The sequence below is a fragment of the Luteimonas salinisoli genome, assembly GCF_013425525.1.
GTDB lineage: Bacteria > Pseudomonadota > Gammaproteobacteria > Xanthomonadales > Xanthomonadaceae > Luteimonas > Luteimonas salinisoli.
Map to the genome: position 1 here is coordinate 1 of NZ_JACCKA010000062.1, position 21,136 is coordinate 21,136.

Annotated in this window: 23 protein-coding genes and 1 pseudogene; 17 read left to right on the forward strand and 7 right to left on the reverse strand. The window is 71.1% G+C overall.

The window, feature by feature from the left end; genetic code table 11:
- The 4 genes and pseudogenes from H0E84_RS10310 to H0E84_RS10325 form a co-directional block, all read right to left on the reverse strand.
- Positions 1-300 (reverse strand): annotated as a pseudogene (locus H0E84_RS10310) (hypothetical protein); the annotation flags it as partial.
- Positions 301-313: 13 nt separating this feature from the next.
- Positions 314-1,435, reverse strand: a complete 1,122-nt coding sequence (gene sctQ, locus H0E84_RS10315; protein WP_180678566.1) for a type III secretion system cytoplasmic ring protein SctQ — start codon at positions 1,433-1,435, stop codon at positions 314-316.
- The gene (locus H0E84_RS20670; protein ID WP_180678567.1) at positions 1,428-2,030 is read right to left on the reverse strand and encodes a response regulator transcription factor; all 603 of its coding nucleotides are present in this window, start codon (positions 2,028-2,030) and stop codon (positions 1,428-1,430) included. The genes sctQ and H0E84_RS20670 overlap by 8 nt, the downstream gene beginning before the upstream one ends.
- 1 nt (position 2,031) lies before the next feature.
- Positions 2,032-3,129, reverse strand: coding sequence for a sensor histidine kinase (locus tag H0E84_RS10325; protein ID WP_180678568.1), 1,098 nt, complete (start codon positions 3,127-3,129; stop codon positions 2,032-2,034).
- A gap of 218 nt (positions 3,130-3,347) precedes the next feature.
- Between H0E84_RS10325 and H0E84_RS10330 the strand changes: the two genes are divergently transcribed.
- The 16 genes from H0E84_RS10330 (at position 3,348) to H0E84_RS10405 (ending at position 15,478) form a co-directional block, all read left to right on the forward strand.
- Positions 3,348-3,719, forward strand: a complete 372-nt coding sequence (locus tag H0E84_RS10330) for a flagellar biosynthetic protein FliO (protein ID WP_180678569.1) — start codon at positions 3,348-3,350, stop codon at positions 3,717-3,719.
- A 273-nt stretch (positions 3,720-3,992) separates the two neighbouring features.
- Entirely contained in the window at positions 3,993-6,044 is a 2,052-nt protein-coding gene (gene sctV, locus H0E84_RS10335; RefSeq protein WP_219339690.1) for a type III secretion system export apparatus subunit SctV, read from the forward strand.
- Between the two features lie 73 nt (positions 6,045-6,117).
- Complete coding sequence (locus tag H0E84_RS10340; RefSeq protein ID WP_180678570.1) at positions 6,118-7,350, forward strand: FHA domain-containing protein; 1,233 nt, start codon at positions 6,118-6,120, stop codon at positions 7,348-7,350.
- Between the two features lie 119 nt (positions 7,351-7,469).
- Entirely contained in the window at positions 7,470-7,799 is a 330-nt protein-coding gene (locus H0E84_RS10345) for a hypothetical protein (RefSeq protein ID WP_219339691.1), read from the forward strand.
- A 90-nt stretch (positions 7,800-7,889) separates the two neighbouring features.
- A complete protein-coding gene (locus H0E84_RS10350; protein ID WP_180678571.1) occupies positions 7,890-8,318 on the forward strand; it encodes a hypothetical protein in 429 nt (142 codons plus the stop codon).
- 16 nt (positions 8,319-8,334) lie between these two features.
- Positions 8,335-9,123 carry a type III secretion system inner membrane ring lipoprotein SctJ gene (gene sctJ / locus H0E84_RS10355; protein WP_180678572.1) on the forward strand — a complete coding sequence of 263 codons (789 nt, stop codon included), beginning with the start codon at positions 8,335-8,337 and terminating at the stop codon, positions 9,121-9,123.
- A gap of 9 nt (positions 9,124-9,132) precedes the next feature.
- The gene (locus tag H0E84_RS10360) at positions 9,133-9,759 is read left to right on the forward strand and encodes a hypothetical protein (protein ID WP_180678573.1); all 627 of its coding nucleotides are present in this window, start codon (positions 9,133-9,135) and stop codon (positions 9,757-9,759) included.
- Between the two features lie 19 nt (positions 9,760-9,778).
- Positions 9,779-10,456, forward strand: a complete 678-nt coding sequence (locus H0E84_RS10365) for a FliH/SctL family protein (RefSeq protein WP_180678574.1) — start codon at positions 9,779-9,781, stop codon at positions 10,454-10,456.
- A complete protein-coding gene (locus tag H0E84_RS10370; RefSeq protein ID WP_180678575.1) occupies positions 10,453-11,778 on the forward strand; it encodes a FliI/YscN family ATPase in 1,326 nt (441 codons plus the stop codon). The genes H0E84_RS10365 and H0E84_RS10370 overlap by 4 nt, the downstream gene beginning before the upstream one ends.
- Entirely contained in the window at positions 11,775-12,263 is a 489-nt protein-coding gene (locus tag H0E84_RS10375; RefSeq protein WP_180678576.1) for a hypothetical protein, read from the forward strand. The genes H0E84_RS10370 and H0E84_RS10375 overlap by 4 nt, the downstream gene beginning before the upstream one ends.
- Positions 12,264-12,272: 9 nt before the next feature.
- Positions 12,273-12,959, forward strand: coding sequence for a hypothetical protein (locus H0E84_RS10380; protein WP_180678577.1), 687 nt, complete (start codon positions 12,273-12,275; stop codon positions 12,957-12,959).
- A gap of 126 nt (positions 12,960-13,085) precedes the next feature.
- Positions 13,086-13,313 carry a hypothetical protein gene (locus tag H0E84_RS10385; RefSeq protein ID WP_180678578.1) on the forward strand — a complete coding sequence of 76 codons (228 nt, stop codon included), beginning with the start codon at positions 13,086-13,088 and terminating at the stop codon, positions 13,311-13,313.
- Positions 13,314-13,325: 12 nt separating this feature from the next.
- Positions 13,326-13,616 (forward strand): hypothetical protein, encoded by a 291-nt coding sequence (locus H0E84_RS10390; protein WP_180678579.1) that lies wholly within the window; start codon positions 13,326-13,328, stop codon positions 13,614-13,616.
- A gap of 199 nt (positions 13,617-13,815) precedes the next feature.
- Positions 13,816-14,337 (forward strand): hypothetical protein, encoded by a 522-nt coding sequence (locus H0E84_RS10395; RefSeq protein ID WP_180678580.1) that lies wholly within the window; start codon positions 13,816-13,818, stop codon positions 14,335-14,337.
- A gap of 69 nt (positions 14,338-14,406) precedes the next feature.
- The gene (locus H0E84_RS10400) at positions 14,407-14,763 is read left to right on the forward strand and encodes a hypothetical protein (RefSeq protein WP_180678581.1); all 357 of its coding nucleotides are present in this window, start codon (positions 14,407-14,409) and stop codon (positions 14,761-14,763) included.
- A gap of 76 nt (positions 14,764-14,839) precedes the next feature.
- A complete protein-coding gene (locus H0E84_RS10405; RefSeq protein ID WP_180678582.1) occupies positions 14,840-15,478 on the forward strand; it encodes a hypothetical protein in 639 nt (212 codons plus the stop codon).
- Between the two features lie 93 nt (positions 15,479-15,571).
- Here the strand turns inward: H0E84_RS10405 and H0E84_RS10410 are convergent, their stop codons facing one another.
- The 3 genes from H0E84_RS10410 to H0E84_RS10420 all read right to left on the reverse strand — a co-directional run bounded on the left by H0E84_RS10410 (position 15,572) and on the right by H0E84_RS10420 (position 20,300).
- Positions 15,572-16,426: a hypothetical protein gene (locus tag H0E84_RS10410; RefSeq protein WP_180678583.1), complete on the reverse strand. Its 855-nt coding sequence runs from the start codon at positions 16,424-16,426 to the stop codon at positions 15,572-15,574.
- A gap of 858 nt (positions 16,427-17,284) precedes the next feature.
- Positions 17,285-18,163 (reverse strand): 5'-nucleotidase, lipoprotein e(P4) family, encoded by an 879-nt coding sequence (locus tag H0E84_RS10415; RefSeq protein WP_180678584.1) that lies wholly within the window; start codon positions 18,161-18,163, stop codon positions 17,285-17,287.
- Between the two features lie 160 nt (positions 18,164-18,323).
- Complete coding sequence (locus H0E84_RS10420; RefSeq protein ID WP_180678585.1) at positions 18,324-20,300, reverse strand: UvrD-helicase domain-containing protein; 1,977 nt, start codon at positions 20,298-20,300, stop codon at positions 18,324-18,326.
- Between the two features lie 154 nt (positions 20,301-20,454).
- Between H0E84_RS10420 and H0E84_RS10425 the strand changes: the two genes are divergently transcribed.
- On the forward strand, positions 20,455-21,078 hold the full coding sequence (locus H0E84_RS10425) for a thymidine kinase (RefSeq protein WP_180678586.1): 624 nt from the start codon (positions 20,455-20,457) through the stop codon (positions 21,076-21,078).
- Positions 21,079-21,136: the final 58 nt, after the last annotated feature.

The window sequence follows — 21,136 nt, forward strand, 5'->3', positions numbered from 1 at the left end:
GGCACGCGCGTCGATCTGCGCCTGCACCGACGCCGGCGGCGGCCGGCCTTCCAGGCGGGCGTTGATCGAGTCGTGGGTATCCAGGATCACCGGGTACATCACGTAGATCGACAGCACGATCGCCAGGCCGTTGATGACCACGTTCGGCGGCACCTGCTGCAGGCCGAGCGCATTGCGCAACAGGCTCAGCACCACCACGATCTTGGTGAACGAGGTCACCATCACCGCCACGAACGGCGCCAGCGCCAGGCTGACGACGATGACGAGGACGAGGGCCGGGGAATAGTTGCTGAAATCCATCGCGCCCGCGCTCCTATTTCCAGTTCAGCAGCCGCACGCCAAGGGTGTCGCCGACCGCGACCACTTCGCCCTGCCCGACCGCCTCGCCGTTGGCCCGGATGAGGACGTTGGCGCCCTCCAGGTGCGCAGGCAACCCGAACACGTAGCCCGGCTGCAGCGCCGAGAGCTCGCCCACGGGCATTTCCAGCTGGCCGATCTCGAAGGCCACCTGCACCGGCAGCCGGCGCGCGCCGGCGTCCGGGTCGCTGTCCGTGCGGCCGGCTTCGGCGACGGCTTCGGCTGGGGTTTCGCTCATGGCGGCTGTCTCCTGGGGACGGGGGTGATGTTGCGGCGGGCCCTCGACGCGCCAGCCCTTGGCGGTGGCGGCCAGCGGCCAGAGCCGGCCGCAGGCGTGGGCCTGGAACTGCGGGGGACGGGTGCGCCGCCCGGCGACGATCACGTCGCCGGGGCGCAGCGCGGCCCACTGTTCGGCGCCCATGGGCGGCAACGCCAGGCGCAGCGCGACCGTGGCGGGGAGCTCGCGCCAGCGTCCCAGCGGCGGCGGCGGTTCGCCCTCGACCGGCGGTTCGGCACGCGCGAGCAGGCGCTCCAGCCAGGCGGCGGGGAGCCGCAACGAGCCTTGCGTGGCGGGAGGGAGGCGGGCGGCGTCGCCGTCGGCGCCGTCGTCGACCACGAAGTCCAGCCACAGCGGATCGCCATCGTCCGGGTCGGCGGGGTCGGACTCGGCCAGCGGCGCCAGCGCGACGCCGAGCACCTCGCTCAGCCGGACCAGGTGGCGTTCGTGGGCGAGGCTCCAGGCCAGCACGCGCGCGCGTCCGGTGTAGTCGCTCCAGTGCAGCCCGTCGGCGGCCAGCACCTCGCCCACCTGCAGGCGCAGGCCGAGCCGCGACCCCTCGGCCTCGATCTCGAAGGTGGCCGCCTCGGTCGCGGCGCCGCCGCGCATGAAATGCAGCAGCCCTCCGTCCTGCAGATACCAGTTCTGCGGCGCCGAGAAGAACGCGCGCAGCGCTTCGGCCTGGGCCGGCCGCAGTGCTTCGATTCGTCCGCGCAGCGGCGCCGCTTCCAGCGGCGCCGGCGAGCCGGTCGCGATCCGGCGCCTGGCCGGGCGTTTCGCCCGCTTCGCTGTTTCAGCCATGCCCGAGCGCCACCTTCATCAGTTCGGGCAGCGAGCGTACACCGAGTTTGTTCATCATGTTCGCGCGATGCAGTTCGACGGTCTTGATGCTGATGCCGAGGATGTCGGCGATGATCTTGTTCGGTTTGCTGGCCACCACCAGGTCCAGCACCTGCCGCTCGCGCGGGCTCAGCCGCGCCAGCGCCTGGCTGTTGACGGCGCCCTCGCCGCGGTTGCGGGCGCTGGCCAGGGCGGCGCGGATCGCCTCGACGAGGGTCTCGTCGCCGAAGGGCTTCTCCAGGAAGTTCGACGCACCCTTGCGCATCGCCTCGACCGCCAGCGGCACGTCGCCATGCGCGGTGACGAACACGATCGGCAGGGTGCTGCCGCGCCGCAGCAGCTCCTCCTGCAGCTGCAGGCCGCTCATCTGCGGCATGCGGATGTCCGAAATCAGGCATTCCTCGACCGCGCCGTGGCGCTGCGCCGCGTAGGCGTCGAGGAACTCGCGCCCGGAGGCGTGCGCCAGCACTTCGAATCCGGCGGTCTCCAGCAGCCAGGCGGTGGAGTCGCGGAAACCGTCGTTGTCGTCCACCAGCCAGACCCGGGTCCGTTCCATGTCACACCCTCCCTTCGGCGCGGGGCAGGGTGAAGCCGAACACGCTGCCGCCGCCGTCGCGCGGCTCGAAGAACAGCCGCCCCTCGTGGTACTCGATGATCGAGCGGCAGATCGCCAGGCCGATCCCCAGGCCATCGGCCTTGGTGGTGTAGAAGGGCGAGAACAGCTGCTCGCTCTCGGCCTGGCTCAGGCCCTTGCCGCGATCGCAGACCCGCACCTCGATTTCGTCGTCCAGGTTCACCCGCGCCTCTATCCGCAGCCCGCGCTGCGCCGGCGGCACCTCGCGCATCGCCTCGATCGCGTTCTTGACCAGGTTCAGCAACACCTGTTCGACCATGACCCGGTCGGCGTAGACCTCCGGCAGCAACGACGCCAGCGCCACGTCGATGCGCAGCTGCTGGCGCTCGGCTTCCAGGCGCAGCAGCTCCAGCACCGTCGCCGAAATCGCCGCCAGGTCCTGGGCGTCGCGGCGCGGCTCGCGGGCGCGAACGAACTCGCGCACGCGCGAGATCACCGCGGCGGCGTGCTCGGCCTGGGTCCGCGCGGCGTGCAGCGCGCGCTCCACCTGCACCGGCCCGCCGGCCTGGTCGACCAGGCGCAGGCTGCCGTTGAGGTAGTTGACGATCGCTGCCAGGGGCTGATTGAGTTCGTGCGCGAGGGTCGCCGCCATCTCGCCCACCGACATCAGCCGCGAGGTGAACAGCAGCTTCTCCTGGCGGCTCTTGTGCGAATCGAGCGCCTCGATGCGTTCGCTGATGTCGACCGCGGTGAGCAGCGACAGCGCCCGCCCCTCGTGTTCGGTGTCGCGCCAGTACAGGGAGTACCAGCGCTGGTTGTGCGGGGCGCGGACCTCGCTGCCCGGATCGATGTCGACGTCGCTGCCGTGCAAGGCCTGCAGCAGGCTCTCGCGGCGGTCGTGGCCCGCGAGCGCGGCGAACTCCTCGTGGTAGAGGCAGTTGGCCGCCAGCAGCGCGCCGTCGCTGCGCGCGAACGCCGCGCAGGCGAACGGCAGCGCCTGCAGCAGCGTCTGCAGCGCCGGCATGGGATCGGCTGGGTGGGGTGGAGCGGCGGCCGGGGCGCGGCGGCGGGCGGCGCTCATCGGGGTCCTCCGGATCCGCGGCGTGCGGGCGGCAAGACGGACATTGGCGCGGTCCCGTGACAGCTCCGCGGCAGCAGCGGCGCATGCACCCCCGCGGCCTTGCGGTACCCTGCAGCGGTGCCCGCCGGCCCGCGCGCGGCCCTCATCCGAAGCCCTTGCATATGCGATTCCGCCTCCCCGTCGTTGCCCCGCCAGCCGCGTCGCCGCTGGTCGCGGGCGTGTCGCTGCTGCTCTGTTGCGGTGCCGCAGCGGCGGCGGCCGCCGATCCAGTGCCGGTCGCGCCCTCGGCCTGGCGCGAACTGCTGGGGATCGTGGTACCGCTGGCTTTCGTCATCTTTGCGCTGTTCCTGGTGTGGCGGCTGGCGCGCCGTCGCTACGGCCTGACCGGCAAGGACGCGCCGCTCTCGGTCCTGCAGATCCTTCCGGTCGGGCCGCGCGAGCGCGTGGTGCTGCTGCGAACCCGGGCCGGGAGGATCTTCGCCGTCGGCGTCAGCACTCAATCTGTGAACCTGATCACAAATCTCGACCAGGCCGACATTGAAGGAAGCGCTGAACTTCCAACCGAGGCGGCGGCGCCCCGCCGCCATTGATACCGTCCGGCTGCGTTAACCGACTGTGAGCCCGCCAGGGCCGGAATGTGAACTGATTCACACGCCCCGGTGGAACGATGACGGCGTTCGCATGGTTGAAACATTATTTTTACCTGCGAATCACTTTACATCGCTATCGTAACTTGGCACAAAGTGACGCATGAGGTCAGGGGCGATGCGGCGAACGGCTCGAGCAGGGCGCCAGGGAACAGCGGTTGACGCTTGGGTGCCGAAGGCTGCGTGCCAGCCGGCACGAGCCGCAGGAGGCCCGGCGTGCGCGCCCTGATCGGTAATCTCTTCGCCGCCCCCGCCGGCATGGCGCCGCGGCGCGGGCTCGGCTACAGCGACGTCCTGCTGGCGTTCGGCGCGGTGACGATCATCAGCGTGATGATCCTGCCGCTGCCGCTGGTGCTGATCGATTCGCTGGTGGCGGTCAACATCTCGATCGGTTTCGGCCTGCTGCTGCTCGGCATCTACATCCCCAATCCCGTCGCCTTCTCCAGCTTCCCCAGCGTGCTGCTGCTGACCACGCTGTTCCGGCTGGCGATCTCGATCGCCATCACCCGCTCGATCCTGCTCAACGCCGAGGGCGGCCACATCGTCGAGACCTTCGGATCGCTGGTGGCGGGCGGCAACCTGGTGGTGGGCCTGGTGGTGTTCCTGATCATCACCGTGGTCCAGTTCATCGTCATCGCCAAGGGCGCCGAGCGGGTGGCCGAGGTGGCCGCGCGTTTCACCCTCGACGCGATGCCGGGCAAGCAGCTGTCGATCGATTCCGATCTGCGCGCCGGCCTGATCGACAAGGACGAGGCGCGCAAGAAGCGCCGCCTGCTCGAGACCGAAAGCCAGCTGCACGGCTCGCTCGACGGCGCGATGAAGTTCGTCAAGGGCGACGCCATCGCCGGCATCGTCATCATCATCATCAACCTGCTCGGCGGCCTGGCCATCGGCGTGCTGCAGAAGGGCATGGAGCTGGGCGAAGCCACCCGCGTCTACAGCATCCTCACCATCGGCGATGGCCTGGTGTCGCAGATCCCGGCGATCCTGGGCACCATCGCCGCAGGTCTGGTAGTGACCCGCACCACCGGCGAGATCGAGGACCGCCACCTGGGCGATGCCATCACCCGCCAGGTCTCGGGACAGCCGCGGGTGTTGCTGATCACCGGGCTGCTGGCGCTGCTGATGATGCTGGTACCGGGCTTCCCGGCCGGGGTGTTCGGGGTGCTCGGACTCACCCTGCTGGGCATCAGCGCCTGGCGCTATCGCCACAGCTTCGAGACCTTGCGCCGCCTGTTCCGCATTTCCGACGAAGAGATGGCCGCCAGCCAGACGCAGGTCGACACCGACGATCTGGCGCCGCCGCCGCCGCTGCAGCTGGACCTGGCGCCCTCCCTGGCCGATCGGCTGGGCCAGGAGCCGGTGCGCGCGCGCATCGGCGAGCTGTCGCAGCAGCTGCGCGAGGAATATGGCGTACCGGTACCGGCGCCGACGCTGCGCATCAACCCGGCGTTGGGCGAGGGCGAGTACCGGCTCAGCGCGTTCGGCGCCCGGGTCGCCTCGGGCCGCCTGCGCGCCGATGCGCAGCTGCGTCCGGCCTCGCCGGGCGCGGACGCCAGCGCCCGGCTGCCCGGGTTCTTCCCGCCGCTGTCGGGCGAGTGGGTGACCGCGCCGGCCGACGACGCGCGCGCGCCGCTGGACGTGATCGACGCCCATTGCCGCGCCGCGCTGCAGCGCCGGCTCGGCGGCTTCCTCGGCATCCAGGAAACCTCCAACCTGTTCGGGCGCATGCAGCGCGACTATCCGGACCTGGTCAAGGAAATGCTGCGAGTGGTGGCGCCGCAACGGGTCGCCGACGTGCTGCGGCGGCTGGCCGAGGAAGGCGTGCCGATCCGCAACCTGCGCGACGCGTTCGAGGCGATCACCGACGTCGGCGGACGCGAGAAGGACGTGGTGCTCTTGACCGAGTACGTGCGCGTGGCGCTCAAGCGCGAGATCGCCGACCGCTACTCCGACGCCGAGCGCACCCTGCACGTGCTGCTGATCCATCCCGAGCTGGAGGACAAGCTGCGCCAGTCCGTGCGCGTGGCCGGCGGCGCCAGCCAGCTGGCGATCTCGCCGGAACTGGCCGCCCGGCTCGGCAACGAGGTGCGCGGACATCTGGGCCGCCAGCAACCCGGCGTGCGTCCGGTCCTGCTGTGCTCGCTGGATGTGCGCCGCCATCTGCGCAAGCTGATGGAGGTGGACTTCTTCGAGCTGCCCGTCCTCTCCTACCAGGAACTCGCTCCCGACCTGCGGATCGTGCAGGCGGGCCAGATCAACGCCTGACCGATCCGACCCAAGATCCAAGAAGACCCAAAACGCAAAACGCAAACGCCAGCCGTTCGCAAGGAGCCAACCGATGTCTTCCGCCAAAACCACCAGTCACGCCCCCGGCAGCGGCCAGCTGCTGCGCATCGTCGCGGGCCTGCACGCCGGCGCCAGCCGCGAACTCGCCGAGCGCGAGATGATCCTGGTCGGCAGCGGCGACGATTGCGACATCGTGCTGGCCGACAGCGGCGTCGCCAGCCACCACGCCCTGATCAGCCTGGTCGATGGCCATTTCAACCTGCGCGCGCTCGACGCGCCGCTGCGGCTGGAGGGCAGGATCCTGCACCCGGGCGATCCGGTCGAGCTGGGCAAGGTCGAGCGCGTGGGCCTGGGCGATGCCGCGCTGGCGTTCGGCCACGTCGACGATCCGGCCTGGCTGGCGCTGGCGCCCGAGGGCTCCGGGTTCGCGCACGCGCCGGTGCGCCCGGGCGTGCCGTTCGCGCGTCGCCTGCCGATGATCGCCGCCATCGCCGTGCTCTCGCTGGCCTCGCTGGCGATCTTCGCCGCGGTGATGCCGGCCGACGAGGCCCCCTTCGACGTCGAGGCGCGGCTGCAGAGCCTGGCGCGGGAATACCGCGTGGCGGAGGCGCGCGTCGAGCGCGACGTGGAGGGCGTGGCGGTGCTGTCCGGCACGGTGAAGGACGTCGTCACCCGCCAGCGCATGCGCCAGCAGCTCGACAGCGAGCGCATCGACGCCAGTCTGTCGCTGCGCACCGGCGAGGACATGGCGCAGGACGTCGCCGACGTGCTGCGCGGACACTTCCCCGCCGAGAAGACCCGGTACCTGGGCAACAACGACGTCGAGGTGACCGGTTATTTCGACGACATGGCGGCGCTGGAGGCCTTCGCCACGTCGCGGGCCATGCGCGAGACCGGCGTGCGCCGCGTCATCCCGATCAATCTGGCGACGCCGGCCGATGACGCCGCCGCCGCGGCCGACGTCGAGGAGGTGCGCATCGTCGCCATCGAGCGCGGCGAGAACGCCCACGTGGTCGACGCCGACGGCGTCCGCTACGCGGTCGGCGCCGAGCTTCCCGGCAAGGGCACGCTGCTGGCGATCGGCGAGCACGCCCAGGTGCTGCGCGAGGACGGGTCGTTGGCCAAGCTGCGAGCGGAGCCGCTGGAAGCGGGCGACACCGCCACCGCCGAGAGCCCAGGCGAGGCCGAGGCGGAGGGCGCAGACGCGCTGAGCGCGGTGGCGAGCGCGCCGAAATCCCGCGCCTACGCGACTGAACAGGCGCGGGCGGCGGCGCAACGCAAATGAACGGGCGCTTCGGGACATTTCCTGTCCTGGGGCGTACCCGAGGTTTCGCAATTCCGACGTACGAATGCATTAGAGTCGATCGATCAGGCACCACCCACCAAGGTTGAGGAGGAGACATCATGAGCACCGTCGACGGTTCCGGCTTGAACAACTACATCGGCATGGCAGCGTTCGCGAACGGGCCGGGCCCCAATCGCGGCGGCAGCGTCTCGTCGGGCAGCAGCAGCAGCTGGTACGAGGCCATGTCGCGCGCCTGGGGCCAGACCCTGGACGGCCAGGCCGCCAGGATCACCACCATGTCCGATGCGATCAGCACCGGCAGCGACAAGCCCTCGGACATGGTCCAGCTGACCGCCGCCAGCCTGAAGATGCAGTTCATGTCCAACAACGCCGCGACCTCGCAGAACAGCGTGGGCCAGGCGCTGGAAACGCTGGGCAAGCGCAACTGATCGCGGTGAACCGCGAAGGCCGGGGCCGTTGCGCATCCTCGCCGGATGCGCCGCGCCTCGTCCATGACATCACCGTTCGGGAGACCAGACATGATTGAAGCCATCCAGGTTGCCGCCATGGAGCCGCAGGCCGCCACCGGCGCCGGCGCCAGCGCCGCGGCGCAGCCCCAGGCATCGGCCATCGAGGTGCGGGACTTCGCGCAGGCGATGCAGCGCACCGGAGGCGCGAACCAGGGGCAGCAGGCGGCGGCGCCCGAGGCGGTCGCCGGCACCAGCGCCACGGACCCGTCGCAGGGCACTCGCATGATGATCTCGGCATTCGACAGCCTCAACGGCAGCGCCAAGAACATCGAGGCCATGTCTCAGGCGATGAGCGGCAGCGTCGCGGACCTGTCGCCCGGGCAGATGCTGGAAATGACCATGAAGTGCCATGAGTTCCTGTTCCAGTCGCAGCTCACCTCCAACGTGGCCAACCGCACTTCCGACGGCGTGCAGCAGCTGTTCCGCCAGCAGTCCTGAGGAACGGGGGATCGTGATGAGCACCTCGAAAGCCAACCGCGGCATCCTGCGGATCGCGCTGGTCCTGGCGGCGGCGCTGCTGCTCGCCGCCTGTGGCCGGACCACGCTCTATAGCAACCTCGACGAGCGCCAGGCCAACGAGGTTCTGGCCGCGCTGCTGTCGACCGGGGTCAACGCCGACAAGCGGCTGGCGGTCAGCAAGAGCGGTTGGGAGATCCGCGTCGACGACGCCGACTTCCCCTACGCGATGCAGGTGCTGCAATCGCGCGGGCTGCCGCGCCAGCAATACAGTTCGCTCGGCGACATCTTCAAGAAGGAAGGATTCGCCTCCTCCTCGCTCGAGGAAATGGCGCGGCTGAAGCATGGCCTGCAGCAGGAGATGGCGCGCACCCTGTCGAGCTACCCCGGGGTGGTCGACGCGCGGGTGCACATCAACCTGCCCGAGCGCGATCCGCTCGGCGGCACGTCCAGCGACGCCTCGGCGTCCGTGGTCATCTTCGAACAGTCGGGCGCCAATCTGCGCGACAAGGAAACGGAGATGAAGGTCGTCGTGAAGGACGGCGTGCCCGGCCTGAACGACGTCAACAAGGTCACGGTGAAGTTCACCACCGTGCCGGGGCCGTCCGAGAACCGCCAGGGCCAGCGCGGGACCACCGCGATCGCGATGTCCGCCGTCAGCCCGATGGCGATCGCCCTCGTGGCGGCTGTGGTCGGGCTGATCGGACTGCTGCTGGCTTTTGGCGGTCGCCTGCGCCAGCGCCTGCAGGGCCAGCCCAAGCAGACTCCGCGGGTCTGGAACGGGTAACCCGCCGGCATGCCGCTGCAGGCGCTGCTCGCCGAGGTGCATCCGAGCTGGTACGCCGCCGAGGGCGAACCCGCGCCATCTCCGGGCCTGCTCGAGGCCGCGTTGCGCAGCGGACTGGGCCGGCGCATGCTCGCCCGCGTCCTGCTGCAGGGCGGCATCGGCGATGCGCTGCTGGCGCCCCGCCCCGGCAGCGGCCCGCCGACCGCGGTGACCCGTTGGCCGCGCGCACGTCTGGCGCTGCTGGTCCGCGATCTCGGGGTGCTGGCGTACGCGCCGGCCATCCGCGGCGAAGTGCGCCGGGAGCCGGTGCGGCGCCTGCGCCGGGCGCTCGGCAACAGCTATCTGCTGGCGCTGGACCCCACCGTTTGGGACGCCGCCGTCGAGCGCGGCGTGCTCGCAAGACTCGCCGCGGGTTTGGAGCGGGCGCTCGTGGAGGACGACGAGGCGCTGTTCGCCATGTTCGAGCGGCAGGGCCGCAACGAGCTGCGCGCCTGGGCCGCGGTGCGCGACCCCGCGCTCGCAGACTGGACCGCATTGCTGCATGAGCGTGCCGGCGCCGGCCCCGCCCACCTGCCGGAGAAGCCGGTCCTGCTGCTGTGCACCCACCACGAATCGCGCGCCGCTGCGGCCGCCTGACAGCGAGAGACGACACCTGATGCAGCGCCCGTCACCCACCCCAGCCGGCCCCGCCACCGCGACCGACGCGGGCGTGGCGCTGTTCGAGCGCCGCGAGTTCGAGCGCGCGGTCGCCGCGCGCATCGTGCCGGCGCGGCAGTGGTCCTCGCTCGAGGAGATCGACGTCCTGCTCGAACGGCTCAACGCCCTCTATGCCGAGGCCGAGGCCGAGATCGACCAGGCGCGCCAGCAGGGCCAGGCGGCGGGCTTCGCCGAAGGCCTGGCGCGTGCGCAGCAGCAGATGACCGAGAAGCTGGCCGCGCTCAACGAGCGCCGCGCGCGGGTGCTGGCCGAGGCGACCGGCCGCATCACCGACCTGGCCTGCGCCATCGTCGCGCGACTCGCCCCCGGGTTCGACGCCGCCACCGTGGTGCCGCCGCTGGTGATGCAGGCGGTGGAGGCGGCGCAGGCCGAGCAGTTCCTGCTGATCCGCGTGCACCCTTCGGTCCGGACCTCGGTGGAGTCGGGGCTGGGCGCGGTGCGCCAGGCCCACCCGGCCGTCGGCGTGATCGAGCTGGTCGACGACGAGAGCCTGGACCCGCTGAGCTGCGTTGTGGTGTCCGAGGCCGGCGAGGTGCGCGCCGGTGTCGCCCAGCAGATCGAGGCGATCCGTACGGCACTGGCCGGAGCCAGCGCCAGCGAGGCAGCGAAGAAGTGAACGCCTCGGCCTCCGATCCGCTGCTGGACGCGCTCACGGGAGTCAAGCCGATCCAGCGCGTCGGCCGCGTCGCCGATGCCTACGGCACCCTGATCCGCGCCACCGGGCTCAAGGCCTCGATCGGCGAGCTCTGCCACCTGCGGCATCCCCGCGGCGAGGGCGATCCCGACTTCGAGCTGGCTGCCGAGGTGGTCGGCGTCTCCAAGCAGCACACCCTGCTCACCCCGCTGGGGGCGCTGGACGGGATCTCCGCCACCACCGAGGTCTATGCCAGCGGCCGCCAGGCCTCGGTGCGCGCCGGCGACGGGTTGCTCGGCCGCGTGCTCGACGCCCACGGCGAGCCGATCGACGATCGCGGCCCGCTCGGCGCCACCGAAGCGGTGCCGATCTACGCCGCCTCTCCCAACCCGCTCACCCGCAATCTCATCGAGCGCCCCTTCTCCACCGGCGTCCGCGCGATCGACACGGTGATGACCGCGGGCGAGGGCCAGCGTGTGGGCATCTTCGCCGTGGCCGGCGGCGGCAAGAGCACCCTGCTGGGCATGCTCGCCCGCGGCGGCGACGCCGACGTCAACGTGATCGTGCTGGTCGGCGAGCGCGGCCGCGAGGTCAACGAATTCATTCACGACAACCTCGGCGAGCAGGGCCTGGCGCGTTCGGTGATCGTGGTCGCCACTTCCGACCGGCCCGCGCTGGAACGCAGCCGCGCCGCCTGGGTGGGCACGGCCATCGCCGAGCACTTCCGCGATCGCGGCAAGCGGGTGCTGCTGCTGCTCGATTCGGTGACCCGATTCGCCCGCGCGCTGCGCGACGTCGGGCTCGCCATCGGCGAGCCGCCGGCGCGGCGCGGGTTCCCGCCGTCGGTGTTCAGCGCGCTTCCGCGGCTGTTCGAGCGCGCGGGCAACAACGAGCGCGGCAGCATCACCGCGTTCTACACAGTTCTGGCCGAGGACGAGGACGGCGGCGACCCCATCGTCGAGGAGGTGCGCTCGATCCTGGACGGCCACATCGTGCTCTCGCGCAAGCTGGCCGCCGCCTATCACTATCCCGCCATCGACGTGCTGACCAGCCTCAGCCGCACCATGCCGCGGGTGGTCGACGAAGCGCACATGCGCGCCGCCGGCCAGCTGCGCAAATACCTGGCCAAGCACCAGGACATCGAGCTGCTGCTGCAGCTGGGCGAGTACAAGCGCGGCAGCGATCCCGAGGCCGACGTGGCGATCGAGAAGATCGGCCCGATCCGCAAGCTGCTGCAGCAGGCCTCCGGCGAGCTGGTGCCCTTCCAGCAGTCGTCCGATGCGCTCAGGAAGCTGTTCAGATGAAGCGCTACCCGTTGCAGACGCTGCTCAAGCTGCGCGCCCACCGCACCGAGAACGCGCGGCTGACGGTAATGGAGAAGCAGCGCGCGGCGATCGCCTGCCGCGAGGAGTGCGCGCGTATCCAGGGCGAGCTGCAGACGCTGCGCGATCAGCGGGCCAGCCATCGGCTGCGATTGCTGGATCCGCCACCGCCGGGCATGCCGTGGCCGCCGGTGCTCGAGCAGCGGCAGGCGCATATCGACCTGCTGGGCGAGCAGGCCGATGCCGCACAACAGAACCTGCAGCAGGCCCAGCAGCGCCTGCAGGCCGCGGAGCGGGCGCTGGAGGAAGCGAAGCAGGCCTACTTCCGCGCCAAGGCGCGCGAGGACGCGCTGCACAAGCGCAAGGGCATGTGGCACGACGAGCAGAACGCACTGGAGGCGCGCAAGGAAGAGGACGCCGCCGCCGACCTGCAGCTGGCGCGCCACCTCGCCCGCGGACAACCCTGAGAGGTCCACATGAGCATCGAACGCAGCAACCCGTCGGCGCAGGCGCCCGAGCAGCCCCGCGACGTGGAGGGAAAGCCGAAGACCGACGCCAAGCGCGAGCCGCCGCCGAAGGAGACCGTGGACCGCTTCCGACAGGTCCTGCAGAGCAAGCAGGAAGCCAAGCAGGAGTTCATGACCGCCCGCGCGAAGGGCGGCGGCGAGCTGAGCGGCCAGCAGCGCGCCGAGGCCGAGGCGTCCGCGCGCCAGGCGGCGACCCAGGATGCGGTGCAGGCCGGGCGGCAGGCGCCGGGCGACGGCTCGGAACCGCTCCCCCAGAACCTGATGGATTCTTCGGAGATCATGGCGATGATGCAGGCGCAGTCGGCGCTGCGCGACGGGGCGAATGCCCCGGCCGCCCCGGCGCCGGTCAACACCTCCGCCTTCGCCGACCTCGTCGAGCGGCACGTGCGCCAGCTCGCGGTGGGCGGCGGCACCCAGGGCGATGGCGACGGCCAGGTCCTGCTGCGCATGGCCGACAGCACCCTGCCCGGCACCGACCTGCTGCTCAGCAAGACCGCCGACGGCTGGCTGCTGCGCGCCGACGCGCGCTCGCGCGGCAGCTACGACGCGATCCGCGAGGCCGCCCCCGAGCTGGTACGCCGCTTCGCCGAGCGCAACCTGGGCACCCTCAGCATCGACCCGCAGTTCCATGGTTGAGGGAACGCGCATTACAGCTGGGGTTACCCCCAGGGTCGGGCACGCCCTAGCTTGGGTTGTGGCGGACAGTCGGCAATAGTCCCAGACGGGTCGACCCGACCCGCAATCAACGCACAGGAGACTGTCATGTTCGATGGTATCGGTGATCTCGTCAGTGCCGCCGCGAAAGCGATCGGCGGTGCGATCGGTGGCCCCGTCGGCGCAATGATCGGCGGCATGCTCGCGGACTTCGCAGTACAGGCCATCGAGGGCCAGCTCGGCGAGTCGCTCTCCAGCTCCGGTCTGCCCTTCGACGCCCAGAGCCTGTTCAGCGGCAACTTCATGCAGGCCTTCCAGAGTGCCCTGCGCGGCTGAGGAGAGATGGCGATGAACGCTCAGTGGATGGAACGGATCGAGGAGATGCGTGCTGCGGGCGTGCTGAACGCCGAAGACGAAAACACCCTCATCCGTCACGTCCGGGAGTGCGAAGAGCGGATCCAGAGCGAGTTGGCCGGGATCGCACCGGCGTACCAGACCAAGCTTGCGGCAGAAGGAAAGGAGTCGGCCGACGCTTGGCTGGCCGAGATGGCCGCCAGTCTGGGGCGGGAGGAGGGCGAGAAGATGCGCCGCATCTTCGATCAGTTCTCCTGCGCCGACCAGATGGCGGATACCGCCTAGGGTCCCCCCCAGCTTGTTGCGGGTCTTCGCCTTCCTATACTGATTTCGAGTCTCTCGCTCCATCCACCCGGCGACGGTCTTCGGACCAAGGCGGGATCCAACGGAGTTCATGGAACCCATCCAGATGGCCCGGCGCCCCTCCATCCGCAAGCGCAACGCTCCCCAGCCGGCTGCAGGCGCGGCCCCGCTGGGAGCTTCGGTGGTCGACATGCCGCGCCCGGCGGCCGACCGTCCCGTTCCCGGGACCGGCATGGAGCAGCTGCAGCAGGAATTCGAAACCATCCTGCGCCAGGAGTCCGGCCTCGACCCCGAGTCCTGCGAAGAGCTCGGGCAGATGTTCCAGCAGGCTTTGGAGGATGCTGCCGCCTCACCCGATCCGGGTGCGATGCCGGATCGTGCCAGCTGGATGCAGGCGGTCGAGGCGCTGCAACGCAGCGGCGATGTCGATGGCGATGAAGTCAACGACCTGATCCGCCGCCTCAATGAAGCGCTGGAGCCCCTGGAGCGGCGCGAGTCGCGCCTGGCGATCGAGTTCAGCCGGAAGATGGCTGCCGAGGGCGAAGCAGCGGCGCTGGCCTGGCTGCGGCAACAGACCGACAGGGAAAAGGAAGACAAGGCGCAGGAGCCCGCGCCGTTCCCCCGGAACGATCATCCCTCGCTTCGCGACGAAGTCGTCAACTCCCGTTCGCGCCGCCTGCGCGGCCCGCCGCGAAACGCCTGACCGATTGACCCAGGCGCCGCCCGGCGGCGCGCGTAGCAATCTTCAGGATCAACACACGGGAGTATCAACATGTCTAGCGAAGTTTGGAGCTTCTCCTACGTCGGTACCGTTCAGGCCGAGCGGGCCGCCGAGGCCAAATCCGCAGCAGGCGCCAAGGGCGGCGGCTGGCTGCTTGCCATTGCCCTCACGCTCGGCAAGATCGCCGATGCCATGGGCGAGCGTCTTCTGGCGAAGGCGCAGGATATCGACACCCTGCAGAAGATGCAGAAGGACGACCCCGACGCCACGCTGGGCGGCAAGGGCCTGACCGAGCTGAATGCCGAAATGCAGGTCCTGCAGCAGCAGCTTTCGCAGATGATCCAGGCGCTGAACACCATCGTGAAGGCGCTGGGCGAAGGCAACCGCGATCTCGCCCGCAAGCAGTAATCGCGACGCGAAGTGGTACCGAGCGCCCCCGACTTTCGGGGGCGCTCTTTTTGGTGGTCGATGCCGGAGAGACGCGATGCGACGATCGATGGCTCTATTGGCGCTGGTGTTCCTGGCTGCCTGCGGCACCAGCATTGGCAGCGAGACCCTCGGGCCATACGCCGGGGATCCGTACATCGGCGCGGTGCAAGTCCGGATCGTCCCGCCGGACGGTTCGCCCATCCGGGATACGGGAACGGCCAGCGCGCAGATCGTCGACGAAGGCGAAGGCCGCGCTCGCCTGATCCTGGTCGGAAACATCAAGGAGAACGCCGACGCCGGCTTCGCGATCGACGGGGTCTACGACGCGAGCGGCTGGCGGGCGGAAGCGGATGGGGTCCAGCTGCGGATCGGCGCAGACGGCGCGATTTCGGGTGGTGGTGCAGCGCCGCCGCAACGGTTCCGGTTCGAGGGCGCGGTGACTCGGGGCGTCTTCGAGCTGGAGACCGAGCTCGAGTTGCTGGAGAGAAACGGCAACCTGCCGGCCGGAACGAAGTTCGTCTTCAGTTATCGCCTCCAGCGCGCCGCGGCCGGCGAGCAGGATGCAGCGTCCGCTCCCCGTACGAGTGCTGGCAGGGAGGACTGCAAGCGCATCGTGTGGCGCACCCGCCACATTGCCGGCTTCGGGGGCGGACCGATGCAGATGATCCAGGTGCCGGAGTGCGTGCGTCGCTGAGTCCGCACCCGGGGGTCGCCGGGAGTCGAGCCCTTGCGCGGCACTGCAATGACGCCTGGGGAGAGATGCGGGGATCCGGCCTGCGCGTAGCGCTCATTTGAGCCGGCGCGCCAGCATCCAGGCTCCGAAACCGGCGATCAGGCCGAGGGTTGCGAACCCGCCGACCCATGGGCCCGGCGCCGGCAGCGCCGAGCGGGCGACATCGGCGTCGAACACCGGCAGGAAGATCAGGATCGCCATGGCCAGGCAGCCGTAGGCGGTGATCGCCAGCACCCAGTACAGCCACTGGAAGATCCGTTCGACCAGGCGTTGCTGCGCCAGCTCGGCCTGATGGCGCTCACGCAGCGCCGCGTCGCGCATCCCCAGCGCGGCGATCAGGCCGCCGAGGCCCAGGGACAGCCGCGGCCGGCGCTCCGCAAGCGTTACGGTATGGCCATGGGCGACGCCGTCTACGCGACCCTGGGCGCGCTGCTCGCCGCCGGCCAGCAGGGTCACGCCCTTGGCCTCGCCGGGCGATTGCGAAGCCGGCACCGCAACGTGGGTCAACGCGATCGCGGCAGCAGCCTGGGTGGCGCCCGGCGCCGCGGCGGTGGTCGTGGCCGGCGCGCCGGGGAGCATGGTCGCGCCACGGTCCGCCATCGCGCCTTCGGCGCGCGCGGGGACGGTCAAGGCCGGATTGACCGGCACCGACTGCTGCGCCGGAGTCGTGCCGGACGGCTGGCCCGGTGCTCCCGGGATCGACACCGCCTCGCCCCTGGCGCCCGGTGCCGCCTGGGCGACGGCCTGCTGCGACAGTGCAGCGGCTTGCCCGGGCAGCGCCTGGGGATGGGCGGCCTGCGATTGCGCTGCATGCGCCACGGCTGTCGCTGCCGGCGCAGCCGCCGCGGCCTGGGACAGCGTCGCCGTCGCCGGGGCGGCGCCTGGAACCTGCGCGGTCGGGGTCTGCAACGGTAATGGCAATGATGCGGCCTGGCCGGGAGCAGCGGGCGGTTGCGCCGTCGGCGCCAGCTGGCGCGCCAATCCCGGCGCGAGCGCCTGCAGGACAGTGCCCAGCACCGTGCCGGCGGCATTGGCCACTGCCGGCAGCAGCGCAGTCGGCGATGTCGGCCCGGTGCCGGCAGGCGGACCGAATGGGCTGGATACCTGGACCGGCGGGGCCGAGGTGTGGGCGGCAGGGCCGGCGTGGGCGGGCGCGCCCGCATGGGCCGGAGGTCCGGCATGCGAAGGCGGCCCGGCATGCATGGGCGGCGTGGGATGCGAAGGTGCACTGGGGTTCAATGCAGCTGGCGGGCCCGGTAGCGACGGTCCCGGCATGCCCTGGTGAACGGGCCCGGGCTGGCTGCCGGGCAGCGGCAGGTTCGGCGTCGACGGCCCATTGGGCTGTGGTACGCCGCCTGGCATGCCCTGCGACGGCCCCGCCGGACGCCCGTGCTGGCCACCGTGAGGGCCGTGGGGTCCGCCATGGAAGCCGTGCGGGCCGCCCCCACGCGCCAGCGGCGACTGCAGGCTGGCCAGGAGCTGCCTGAGTCCGCCGCCTCCCGGCTCGGCGAGGTTGTTGAGCAGGCCGGACGGGCCGGAAGCCGAGAAGATGGACATGGCGAACCCCCCTGAGCTTCGGGTGGCAAGGTGGGGCCCCGGATCATCGTGGGGGTCGCCACCACGCTAAGGGCTGGCGACGCGGCTGGCACCCTGGGGGGCGCCCTAGGTATGCCGATAGTGTGACTTGTGCATCTCGGCGCCGCGACGGCGGCGGCATTCTGGCCCGGGTGGCGGCCGCCGGCGCGTGGTCATCGGTGGCCCCCGGGGTTATTCCGGCCCGGTGCGCAGCGCGGCGTGCTTGGCGGCACGCCGCCGCTCCCGCGGCTGGCTCCAGTCGCCGTCGAACGTGGCCGCCTCCCAGCCGCCGTAGGTGGGGTTGGGCAGCATCCACCAGCGTTCGCCGAACCAGTCGGCATGCCGGACGAGCAGCCGGTCGCGCGCCTGCCGGGCCGTGTCGCGGTCGGCGACGAAGTCGCCGAGCTGGTCGCCGAACTGCATCAGCACCCGGTATCGCGACCCCGCCAGCAGCCGTCGGCAGTGCTTGTCGCTGCCGGTTCCGGCGCAGCCTTCAACCACCGTCCCCTTGCCGAGGAAGGCGTCCTCGTTGGCGACCGGGAAGCCGGCTTCGCGCAGGTTGGCCAGGGTGTCGGCGGCGGACGCGCGGGTGCGGTTGGACAGGTACACCACGGTCACGCCTCGGCTGTCGGCGAGACGCGCGAACGCCAGTGCGCCGGGGACCGGCGCGGCGCTGCGCTCAGCCACCCAGGCCTCCCAGTCGTCGTCGTGGTACTCGGCGCCGTCGCGGATCAGCCGCGCCTGGTAGGGCGAGTTGTCCAGCACGGTCTCGTCGATGTCGACGATCACCGCCGGCGGCAGTCCCGCGGCGCTGCCGGCCAGGGCACGCTCTTCCGGGTCCAGGGCGTCCCATTCGGGATCGGCCAGCGCCTGGTCCAGGCGTGCGCCGGCCGCCTGGAAGACCGACAGCGCCACCGCGCGGTACTCGGCCGAGGACTGGATCCACAGCACGGCGTTGAGGTTGTCGTCGGCCGCGGCCGCGGCCGGCGTCGTGGACGGCGCCGTCGGCAGCGACTGGCAGGCGCCCAGCGCGAGCGCGAGCAGGCAGGCGGCGAGCAGGTTCTTGCGCATCGCGGGCTCCGCGGGATCGGGGCGCCGAGTGTAGCGGACGTCGCCGGGAGCTCCGTAGAGCCGAGCTTGCTCGGCTGCGCGGACTCCGGAGCCAAGAGCAGCGGAGCAAGCTCCGCTCTACGAAGCGGACCAGGCCGCGCCGCGTTGCCGGCCGCGCCGGTCAGGCGTCCAGCAGCGCCTTGATCGCGGCGAATCCGGCGTCGGCGCGCTCGCGCTTGTGCTCGGCGTCGGCCACCGGGTCGGCACCGTCGCGCTGCAGCTCGGCCGCCGGCAGTTCGTCGAGGAAGCGGCTCGGCGCCAGCCGCAGGCGGCTGCCCCATTTCTGCGCTTCGCGCGCGTACGACAGCCACAGCCGCTCCTTGGCGCGGGTAATCCCGACATAGAGCAGGCGCCGCTCCTCGTCGATGCGGCCCTCGTCGACGCTGGCCTCGTGCGGGAGGGTGTGGTCGTCGACGCCGACGATGAACACGTACCGGAACTCCAAACCCTTGGCGCCGTGCAGGCTCATCAGCCGCACCTGGTTGCCGCCGTCGTCGCGGTCGGCGTGGGTCAGCAGCGCCAGCTGCGCCGCCAGCTCGCCGGGCCCGGCGCCGCGCGGCCCGTCGAACCAGTCGGCCAGCTCGTCGAGGTTGCCGCGCCGCATCGCGAACTGCTGCTCCGACTTGCACTGCGCGCGCACCGCGGCGAGCAGGCCGGAGCGCTCGTTGAGATTGCGCACCAGCTCCGCCGGCGGCAGCCGCGCCGCATCGGCGCGCAGCCCGCGCACGATGTCGGCGAAGCCGCCGAGCGCGTTGCCGGCCCGCGCCGGCAGCTGCTTGAGCAGGCCGATCGATTCGGCGGCGCGCGACAGCGGCAGCTGCGCGTGCTGCGCCAGTTCCGACAGACGCGCCAGGGTAGTGGCGCCGACCTCGCGCTTGGGCGACTGCACCGCGCGCAGGAACGCCGAGTCGTCCTCCGGATTGGCGATCAGCCGCAGCCACGACAGCGCGTCCTTGACCTCGGCGCGCTCCAGGAAGGCGGTTCCGCCGGACAGGTGATAGGGCACCCGCAGCAGCTGCATCGCCTTCTCCAGCGCGCGCGACTGGTGGTTGCCGCGGAACAGCACGCAGAACTCGTTCCACTGTGCCTGCCGCGAGGTCTGCAGGAACTGGATCTCGGCGGCCACGCGTTCGGCCTCATGCACCGCGTCGCGACATTCCCACACGCGGATGCGTTCGCCATCGGCCTGCGCGCTCCACAGCGTTTTCGGGTGCTCGTGCGGGTTGTTGGCGATCAGCGCGTTGGCGGTGCGCAGCACCCGGCTGGAACAGCGGTAGTTCTGCTCCAGCTTGATCACCGTCAGCGCCGGATAATCCTGCGCCAGCTGCGAGAGGTTCTCGGGATTGGCGCCGCGCCAGGCATAGATGCTCTGGTCGTCGTCGCCGACGCAGGTGAACGCGCCGCGCTCGCCCGCCAGCGCCTTGAGCAGCCGGTACTGGGCGTCGTTGGTGTCCTGGCATTCGTCCACCAGCAGGTAGCCGATGCGCTCGCGCCAGCCCAGGCGCAGTTCGGCCTCCGCCTCCAGCAGCTGCACCGGCAGCCGGATCAGGTCGTCGAAATCGACCGCGTTGAACGCCGCCAGCCGCGCCTGGTAGCGCGCGTAGAGCGCCGCCGCCTCGTGCTCGCGGGTGCTGCGCGCGGCGGCGGCGGCCTCGTCCGGCGACAGCCCGCCGTTCTTGGCCCGCGACACCAGCTGCTGCATCGCTTGCACCACGTCGGGCTTGGCCCCGGGCAGCAGGTCCTTGAACTGCGCCAGGCTGTCGTCGGCGTCGAACACCGAGAAACCGCGCCGCAGCCCGGCGCGGGCGTGCTCGATCTGCAGCAGCTTCAGGCCCAGCGCGTGGAAGGTGCACACGGTCAGGCCGTCGGCGGCGTCGCCGCGGATCCGCTTGGCGACGCGCTCGCGCATCTCCTTCGCCGATTTGTTGGTGAAGGTGATCGCGGCGATGCGCCTGGCCGGATAGCGGCCCGAGGCGACCAGGTGCGCGATCTTCTCGACGATCACCCGGGTCTTGCCGCTGCCGGCGCCGGCGAGCACCAGCAGCGGGCCGTCGCAGTGCGCGACCGCCGCCGATTGTTGGGGATTGAGACCGTGCATGGGCGGGCGATTGTAGCCTGCCGGCAGGCGCGCCCCGGTCTTCCCGATGCCCCTGCCGCCCCGGTGCCGGCGTGGGCCGGCGTGGCGACACCGGATCGCGACGGGAACACAGAAGCCAGGAGCAGCGGAGCGAGCTCCGCTCTACACTGCGCCGATGGCCAAGCTCTACTTCTACTACTCCGCGATGAATGCGGGGAAGACCACCACCCTGCTGCAGTCGGCGCACAACTACCGCGAGCGCGGCATGCGGGTGGCGATCCTGACCCCGCGGCTGGACGATCGCGCCGGCAGCGGCCGGGTCGCCTCGCGGATCGGATTGGAGTCCGATGCGGTCGCGTTCGATCACGGCGACGACCTGCAGCGCTGGGCGGAGCGCGACATCGCCGCGCATGGGCGCCTGCACTGCGTGCTGGTCGACGAGGCGCAGTTCCTGACCCGAGCGCAGGTGTGGCAGCTGTCCGAGGTGGTCGACGCGCTGCGCATCCCGGTGCTCTGCTACGGCCTGCGCACCGACTTCCGCGGCGAGCTGTTCGAGGGCAGCCAGTCGCTGCTGGCCTGGGCCGACGAACTGAGCGAGATCAAGACCATCTGCCACACCGGCAGCAAGGCCACCATGACCGTGCGCGTGGACGGCAACGGCTCCGCGGTGCACGAGGGGCCGCAGGTGGAGATCGGCGGCAACGAGCGCTACGTTTCGGTCAGCCGCGCCGAATTCAAGAAAATCACCCGCGGCGAGGGCCGCATCGACCCGCTGCAGCCGGACCTGCCGCTGGGCTGATCGGGGGCTGCACCGGCCGGACGCGGATGCCCGCCGGCGTCGCGACCGCCCGAACGGC

Coding starts and splice junctions, on each gene's coding strand:
- H0E84_RS10380 (WP_180678577.1), top strand. CDS start 12,273: ATGAGCATCGAACGCAGCAACCCGTCGGCGCAGGCGCCCGAGCAGCCC.
- H0E84_RS10385 (WP_180678578.1), top strand. CDS start 13,086: ATGTTCGATGGTATCGGTGATCTCGTCAGTGCCGCCGCGAAAGCGATC.
- sctJ (WP_180678572.1), top strand. CDS start 8,335: ATGAGCACCTCGAAAGCCAACCGCGGCATCCTGCGGATCGCGCTGGTC.
- H0E84_RS10375 (WP_180678576.1), top strand. CDS start 11,775: ATGAAGCGCTACCCGTTGCAGACGCTGCTCAAGCTGCGCGCCCACCGC.
- sctQ (WP_180678566.1), bottom strand. CDS start 1,435: ATGGCTGAAACAGCGAAGCGGGCGAAACGCCCGGCCAGGCGCCGGATC.
- H0E84_RS10400 (WP_180678581.1), top strand. CDS start 14,407: ATGTCTAGCGAAGTTTGGAGCTTCTCCTACGTCGGTACCGTTCAGGCC.
- H0E84_RS10350 (WP_180678571.1), top strand. CDS start 7,890: ATGATTGAAGCCATCCAGGTTGCCGCCATGGAGCCGCAGGCCGCCACC.
- H0E84_RS20670 (WP_180678567.1), bottom strand. CDS start 2,030: ATGGAACGGACCCGGGTCTGGCTGGTGGACGACAACGACGGTTTCCGC.
- H0E84_RS10340 (WP_180678570.1), top strand. CDS start 6,118: ATGTCTTCCGCCAAAACCACCAGTCACGCCCCCGGCAGCGGCCAGCTG.
- H0E84_RS10425 (WP_180678586.1), top strand. CDS start 20,455: ATGGCCAAGCTCTACTTCTACTACTCCGCGATGAATGCGGGGAAGACC.
- H0E84_RS10325 (WP_180678568.1), bottom strand. CDS start 3,129: ATGAGCGCCGCCCGCCGCCGCGCCCCGGCCGCCGCTCCACCCCACCCA.
- H0E84_RS10345 (WP_219339691.1), top strand. CDS start 7,470: ATGAGCACCGTCGACGGTTCCGGCTTGAACAACTACATCGGCATGGCA.
- H0E84_RS10420 (WP_180678585.1), bottom strand. CDS start 20,300: ATGCACGGTCTCAATCCCCAACAATCGGCGGCGGTCGCGCACTGCGAC.
- H0E84_RS10405 (WP_180678582.1), top strand. CDS start 14,840: ATGCGACGATCGATGGCTCTATTGGCGCTGGTGTTCCTGGCTGCCTGC.
- H0E84_RS10360 (WP_180678573.1), top strand. CDS start 9,133: ATGCCGCTGCAGGCGCTGCTCGCCGAGGTGCATCCGAGCTGGTACGCC.
- H0E84_RS10365 (WP_180678574.1), top strand. CDS start 9,779: ATGCAGCGCCCGTCACCCACCCCAGCCGGCCCCGCCACCGCGACCGAC.
- H0E84_RS10390 (WP_180678579.1), top strand. CDS start 13,326: ATGAACGCTCAGTGGATGGAACGGATCGAGGAGATGCGTGCTGCGGGC.
- H0E84_RS10415 (WP_180678584.1), bottom strand. CDS start 18,163: ATGCGCAAGAACCTGCTCGCCGCCTGCCTGCTCGCGCTCGCGCTGGGC.